At 55.3% G+C, this 6,858-nt stretch carries 4 protein-coding genes; all 4 read right to left on the reverse strand.

Annotated features, from left to right (window positions below; translation table 11 throughout):
* Positions 1 to 60: 60 nt before the first annotated feature.
* Positions 61 to 2,514, reverse strand: a complete 2,454-nt coding sequence (locus H5T64_01235; GenBank protein ID MBC7262966.1) for an AAA family ATPase — start codon at positions 2,512 to 2,514, stop codon at positions 61 to 63.
* 75 nt (positions 2,515 to 2,589) lie between these two features.
* The gene (gene clpB, locus H5T64_01240) at positions 2,590 to 5,190 is read right to left on the reverse strand and encodes an ATP-dependent chaperone ClpB (GenBank protein ID MBC7262967.1); all 2,601 of its coding nucleotides are present in this window, start codon (positions 5,188 to 5,190) and stop codon (positions 2,590 to 2,592) included.
* A gap of 50 nt (positions 5,191 to 5,240) precedes the next feature.
* Entirely contained in the window at positions 5,241 to 6,329 is a 1,089-nt protein-coding gene (locus H5T64_01245) for a hypothetical protein (GenBank protein MBC7262968.1), read from the reverse strand.
* Positions 6,330 to 6,369: 40 nt separating this feature from the next.
* Positions 6,370 to 6,714 carry a helix-turn-helix transcriptional regulator gene (locus H5T64_01250; protein ID MBC7262969.1) on the reverse strand — a complete coding sequence of 115 codons (345 nt, stop codon included), beginning with the start codon at positions 6,712 to 6,714 and terminating at the stop codon, positions 6,370 to 6,372.
* Between the last annotated feature and the right edge of the window lie 144 nt (positions 6,715 to 6,858).

The raw sequence follows: 6,858 nt of genomic DNA on the forward strand, positions 1-6,858 counted from the left end.
ACTGTATGCTGGCTTCCCCCTCTGACGCTAAAAGCACTGATTCCGTTTGGGTTTGGCTTGTTAGGCAGGTTCTTTGATTGGCTCTTCCGCTTTGCGGAAAACAAGTTCCGAATCTTGCACGTCCACCAAGACTGTTTCGCCGCTGGCGAACTCACCCTTCAGTAGCCGCTTGGCCAGCGGGTTCTCTACAAACCGCTGCAAGGTACGTCGCAGGGGGCGTGCCCCGAACTGCGGGTCATACCCCTTTTCGGCCAGCCACTCCCGAGCCGCATCGGACAGTCGCACATAGATGCCCTGTTCCGCTAAGCGCACGGCGATATCCTTCATCTGCAAATCCACGATGCGCTTCACATCTTCCTTTGTGAGCACGTTAAAGATGATGATCTCATCAATACGGTTCAGAAACTCTGGCCGGAAAGTGCGTTTGAGACCCTCCTCAATGTCGCTGCGCAACATCTCCTGAACGCTGGGTTCACCCGCGGTGCGGAAGCCAATGGCGCCACCCTTGGCAGCGTACTTCGTGCCTATGTTCGAGGTCATGATGACCACCGTGTTGCGGAAATCCACCGTATGTCCTTGCCCATCGGTTAGGCGGCCGTCTTCCAGTATTTGCAGTAGTGCAGCCCACACATCGGGATGAGCCTTCTCGATCTCATCAAAAAGAACAACCTGATAAGGCCGACGGCGTACTGCTTCGGTGAGTTGTCCGCCTTCTTCATAACCTACGTAGCCAGGCGGCGCGCCTATAAGCCGCGAGACGGTGTGTCGCTCGCTGTACTCGCTCATATCTATTCGCAGGAGAGCGTCTTCGTCGTCGAAGAGGAACGCAGCCAGAGCCTTTGCCAACTCGGTTTTGCCCACACCGCTGGAGCCGAGGAAGATAAAACTGCCGATGGGACGACGCGGGTCCTTTAGCCCGGACCGAGCGCGACGGATAGCGTCGGAGACAGCAGCCACAGCCTCGTCTTGACCAATGATGCGTTCCTTTAGACGATCTTCCATATGTAGCAGCCTCTCGGTCTCTGTTTCTAACATTCGGCTAACCGGGATGCCCGTCCATCGAGATACTACCTCAGCGATATCGTTCTCATCTACGATCTCGTCCAAGCCCACTTCTTTCTTCCAAGTTTCTTTACTGGCTTGGAACTCTTCCTCCAGTTTTAGCCGTTGACTCCGAAACTCGGCGGCCTTTTCATAGTCGCGGGCCTGCCAAGCAGTCTCCTCCGCAGTTTGCAGACGGTCTATCTCCAGTTTCATCGCTTTTAATTCGTCAGGCAGGCTGTAGATAGCAATACGGACCTTGGCGGCGGCCTCGTCTACCAAATCGATGGCTTTATCGGGCAAGAAGCGATCCTTGACATAGCGATCGGATAGGCGGGCAGCCGCTACAAGAGCCTCATCAGTGATAGTAACGTGATGATGCTTCTCATAACGATCGCGCAGGCCGCGCAACATTTGCACAGTTTCCTCGACGCTTGGCTCTTCCACAAAAATGGGGGCGAAACGCCGTTCCAAAGCACTGTCGCGTTCGATATGCTGGCGGTACTCGTCCAGCGTGGTCGCACCGATGCAACGCAATTCGCCGCGGGCCAGAGCGGGTTTCATCATATTGCTGGCATCAATCGCACCCTGTGCCGCGCCTGCACCTACCACAGTGTGTAGTTCATCGATGAAGAGGATTATGTTGCCCTCGGCGCGTTTGATTTCATCCAATGCAGCCTTCAATCGCTCCTCAAACTCGCCGCGAAACCGTGAACCGGCCACCATAGCCCCCAGATCAAGGGCAAGCAAGCGCTTGCTCAGGAGCAGTTCGGGCACATCATGGGCAACGATCTTTTGTGCCAGACCCTCTACGATGGCCGTCTTACCCACTCCCGCCTCTCCAATCAGAACCGGGTTGTTTTTGGTGCGGCGGCAGAGGACTTGCAACACCCGCAGGATCTCATCATCGCGGCCAATGACCGGATCCAATTTGCCTTCCTCAGCCAATTTGGTCAGGTCGCGGCTGTATTTCTCCAGGGTTCGGTACCGGCTCTCAGCAGACGGGCTTGTGACACGCTGCCCACCACGTATTTCGGGCAGGACTTGGAGGATACGCTCGCGGGTAACGTTGAAGTCATTAAGGATGCGAGCCGCTGGACCATCCCTCTCGGTCACGATCGCCAGTAACAGGTGCTCCGTAGAGACATACTCATCGTTCAGGCTCTTGGCTTCGCGTTGCGCTGCGTCCACCAAACGCATCAAGCGCGGCGTGACGTACACCTGCATGGGGTTGGCGGTGGGTGGCAAACTCATCTGCGGCCCAGTTCGCAGCACGTCGTCCAAGCGGTTGATGACGGCATCTACTTGCACGTTCAGCCGCTCGAGCAGTTCGGGAATGACCCCATTGGTCTGCTCAAGCAGGGCCATCAAGATGTGCTCGGTGTCCATCTGGCTATGTCTATACCTTTGCATGATCTGATAGGCCAACGCTGTGGCTTCTTGCGCTCGTTCGGTAAATCGGTCAAAACTCATCATGTTTACACCCCTTACTCTTTGCAGGTCACAGACGCGAGGTGCGATCTACGCTCTTTACAGCATCTCATAGCATCAGGCCGCAACCGGTGTGGCTTCTCGAAAAACAAGTTGACCCTCTGCTACATCTATAATGACGTGAGCACCTTCGTCAAACTCGCCCTGCAGTATTCTCATTGCCAGTGGATCTTGGACCTGGCGCTGGATAGTACGCTTGAGGGGCCTCGCACCATAAACTGGGTCATAGCCCTTCTCAGCAAGATACGCTCTGGCCTCGTCTGTCAAAGTAATGGTGATGTGGCGGTCAACCAGAAGTTCTTGCAGATGACGCATCTGGATATCCACAATCTGCTCTAGATCGCCCCGCGTCAGTGAGTTGAAAATGATGATTTCGTCAATGCGGTTCAGGAACTCAGGCCGGAATTGCTGTCCCAGAGCCTCCATCACTCGGCGGCGCATTTCCACATCGTTGCGCCCACCCAGTTCCTTGATCCACTGGCTACCTACGTTGGAAGTCATAATGATTACCGTGTTTCTGAAGTTCACGGTACGCCCGTGACCGTCTGTCAGGCGACCGTCATCCAACAACTGCAAAAGCACGTTGAAAACCTCCGGGTGGGCTTTTTCAATCTCGTCGAATAGGATCACTTGGTAGGGGCGACGTCGCACGGCTTCCGTAAGTTGGCCACCCTCCTCATAACCCACATAACCCGGTGGCGCACCTATCATACGCGCCACGGTGTGTCGTTCTTGGTATTCGCTCATATCCAAGCGCACCATAGCCTCTTCGTCATCGAAAAGGAACTCGGCCAGGGCACGTGCAAGTTCCGTTTTGCCCACGCCAGTGGGGCCTAAGAACAAGAAGCTCCCTATAGGGCGCTTGCGGTCCTGTAAACCCGCTCGCGAACGACGCACAGCGTTGCTTACAGCAGTGATAGCCTCATCTTGACCGACCACCCGGCTGCGCAGGCGCTCCTCCATATGTAGGAGTTTCTCCAATTCACCCTCCATCAGTTTGGAAACCGGGATGCCAGTCCATTTGGAGACGATCTCGGCTACGTCCTCCTCGTCCACCTCCTCCTTAAGCATCCGGTGCTCTTTTTGCAGATCGCGTAAGCGAGCCTCCTGCTCTTTTAAGGTGTTTTCCAGTTCGCGGAGAGTGCCGTAGCGCAGGCGGGCCGCAGCCTCTAAATCGGCACGTCGCTCTGCTTGCTCAATGGCAGTTTTGGTCTCCTCGATCTGACTCTTGGTAGCACGGATGGCTTGGATCGCCTCTTTCTCCCTTTGCCAGTGAGCACGCATGGCACGACTGCGCTCACTCAGGTCAGCCAGTTCCTTCTCTACCTTTTCCAAGCGCTCCCGTGAGGCCTGATCCGTCTCTTTCTTCAGAGCCTGCTGCTCGATTTGAAGTTGCATGATGCGTCGCTCGACTTCGTCCAGTTCGGCAGGTAGGCTGTCTATTTCCATGCGCAGGCGTGACGCGGACTCATCAATCAGGTCAATAGCCTTGTCGGGCAAGTAGCGATCACTGATATAGCGATGTGACATCACAGCGGCAGCCACCAGTGCGGAATCTTGGATGCGCACGCCGTGATGCACTTCATAGCGCTCCTTGAGTCCACGCAGGATGCTGATTGTATCCTCGACGGTCGGTTCATCCACATACACTGGCTGGAAGCGCCTCTCCAGGGCAGCGTCCTTCTCGATGTATTGCCGGTACTCGTCCAGCGTAGTCGCACCAATACAGTGCAATTCCCCTCGCGCCAGCATGGGCTTGAGCATATTACTGGCATCCATCGCACCCTGCGCTGCACCCGCCCCCACAACGGTGTGTAGTTCATCGATGAAAAGGATGATGCCGCCAGCGCTATCCGCGATTTCTTTGAGCACCGCTTTCAGTCGCTCCTCAAATTCGCCGCGGTATTTGGTGCCAGCGATGAGGGCACCTAGGTCCAGCGCCACGATGCGCTTATTCTTGAGTCCTTCAGGCACATCACCACGCACGATACGTTGAGCTAGGCCCTCCACAATCGCCGTCTTGCCCACGCCAGCCTCACCCACGAGCACGGGGTTATTCTTGGTGCGACGCGAGAGCACTTGGATGACGCGTCTTATTTCCTCGTCGCGTCCAATGACCGGGTCCAATTTGCCCTTGCGAGCGAGATCCGTCAGATCGCGCCCGTACTTCTCCAGCGCCTGGTATTTGCCCTCTGGGTTCTGGTCAGTAACGCGCTGGGAACCGCGGATGTTCTTCAACGCCTCCAAGATGCTGGCGCGGTTGATGCCATTGCGTGAGAGTAACGAGGCCACATAGCCAGTGGAGGAGTGAGTGAGTGCCAAGAGCATATGCTCAGTGGAAATATACTCATCCCGCATTTCGGCGGCCTCGACTTCAGCGCGATTCAACACCTGTGCCAATGCGTTGGATAGCCCTAATTGGACAGCAGTGCCATACGCCTTGGGTCGCCGTGCTAACTCCGTCTCGAGATCACGCTGTAGCATCTGTGGAGCGATGCCGATTCTGGCTACGATCTGTGGCACGACGCCATCGCTCTGCGTCACAAGGGCAAGTAGCAGGTGTTCAGGTTCTATCTGACTATGATTGTATTGACCGGCCAGGCTTTGGCTTTCGACCAACGCCTCCTGGGCCTTCTCGGTGAGTTTATTCAGATCCATTCTGGTATCACCCTCTTCAAACTAACGGTTTGTGTACTCGTCTAAGGATGCTAGTAACGCAGCAATGCTCCAATATAACCAGCCTTCGCTAGAGCGGGGCTATCGCGGACGACCATCACTTCACCGCCGCCTTCCACGACTTTCTGCACGATGTAGTCCACTGCATTTCCCATCTTCTTAATTTTGCCTGCACAGAGGGGGCAAGATTTCATCTCTTGCGCTACGATGTAGCCACAATCGCCGCAAGTGTAGGCTTCGTGCTCGTATCCCTGTGCAACAATAAGCCGGTGAAGACGGCCTTCTTGTAATGCACCTAAAGTGTCGGCCAAGCCCATTACACCCGCGCCCCCACTGGCTGCTGCGGTAACCATTGCTTCCACCTGTTCTTCTTCGTAACGGCGCTGTTCGTCCTGGATGACCTGGGAAGATGCCTCCAGCACCTGTGCAGGAGAAGCCGTCATGTCCATTGAAATGGTTGCAACCACCTTTCTACGCAGAGCCTTAGGCAGCATCTCCGTGAATTGGGCTACTGTCTCATCAGATCCACCGATAATCAGCCGCTTACACTGACCGCTTTCACAAAAAGCAGAGGTAGCTTTGGCGACCAGTTTCAGGTTTTGCTCAGCTTGTTTGTCCACACGGCGTTGATATCGTTGCGCAGCCCAACCTCCTTGCTTATGCCGTCGCAAATCCTGTCCCGTGACCTCATCTTGCTCCTGAATTACGCCCAGGTGCACAAGGAACATCCGAGCGCCTTCCCGGTCCACCAAGACTACGCCGTAACGACCGTACTCTTCCAACAAGTCGGTCAAGGGCTTGATGTAAGGCCGGCTGAAGGCGAATACTCCGTTGCTGACGGGTACAGACAGAGGGTAGGCGCGCCAAAGGCCCTCTTCCTGACTGGAGAAGATAACCACCCCCTTACTCTGCCAGTCATATTCAAAATCGAAAAACCTTTCCACACGCTGACGGTCCGCCTCATGAATGCGGTTGCTGACGCGATCCAACAGGTCGCGGAGCACGAGCCTGACCCTTTCCTTTGCTTGCTGGGATAGGTCCGTATCCAGATAGAGGCTCAAGATTGTCCCGCCTTCTGTTTGGAATTCCAGCAGTTCTTGCAACTCGGCTTCTGTGATCATTCTTGGCTCCTTGTTCCAAGGTAGTTTTGCTTTTCAGTTCTCATTCTGACCCTTCCAATTGGGCCTGTAAACGGGCGATTTCTGCCTCCATCGCCAGGCGCATCTCCTCCATCTGGCGACGCATCTCCTCCATGCGCTCGGTCATATTGAGGATAACCTCTACTCCGGCCAAATTCACCCCAAGTTCGTCGGTAAGACGGACGATTTTCCGCAGTCGCTCGACATCTTGCTGAGAGTAGAGGCGCACATTCCCCCTGGAGCGTGACGGCCTGATGAGACCAATCCGTTCGTAATAGCGCAGTGTTTGGGGGTGCAACCCCACTAGTTTCGCAGCCACGCTGATGATATAGCAAGGTTCGTCAGGCGGGTCGTGTTGAAGAACCATTAGACTGCTCACCTCCACTAGACCACTTATTCTGTCTGAGGCCTCTCGCCCAAAGTCAAAGTTACGGTTCTCTCGCGGCCATCGCGCAAGAACGTTACCTGCACCGTCTGGCCCACCGTCGTCCTGGTTTCCAGAAACTCGATC

Source organism: Chloroflexota bacterium, assembly GCA_014360825.1.
Lineage (GTDB): Bacteria > Chloroflexota > Anaerolineae > UBA2200 > JACIWT01 > JACIWT01.

Bases quoted from the DNA above. Each gene is read 5' to 3' on its own strand.
- H5T64_01235 (MBC7262966.1), bottom strand. From the start codon at position 2,514: ATGAGTTTTGACCGATTTACCGAACGAGCGCAAGAAGCCACAGCGTTG.
- clpB (MBC7262967.1), bottom strand. From the start codon at position 5,190: ATGGATCTGAATAAACTCACCGAGAAGGCCCAGGAGGCGTTGGTCGAA.
- H5T64_01245 (MBC7262968.1), bottom strand. From the start codon at position 6,329: ATGATCACAGAAGCCGAGTTGCAAGAACTGCTGGAATTCCAAACAGAA.
- H5T64_01250 (MBC7262969.1), bottom strand. From the start codon at position 6,714: ATGGTTCTTCAACACGACCCGCCTGACGAACCTTGCTATATCATCAGC.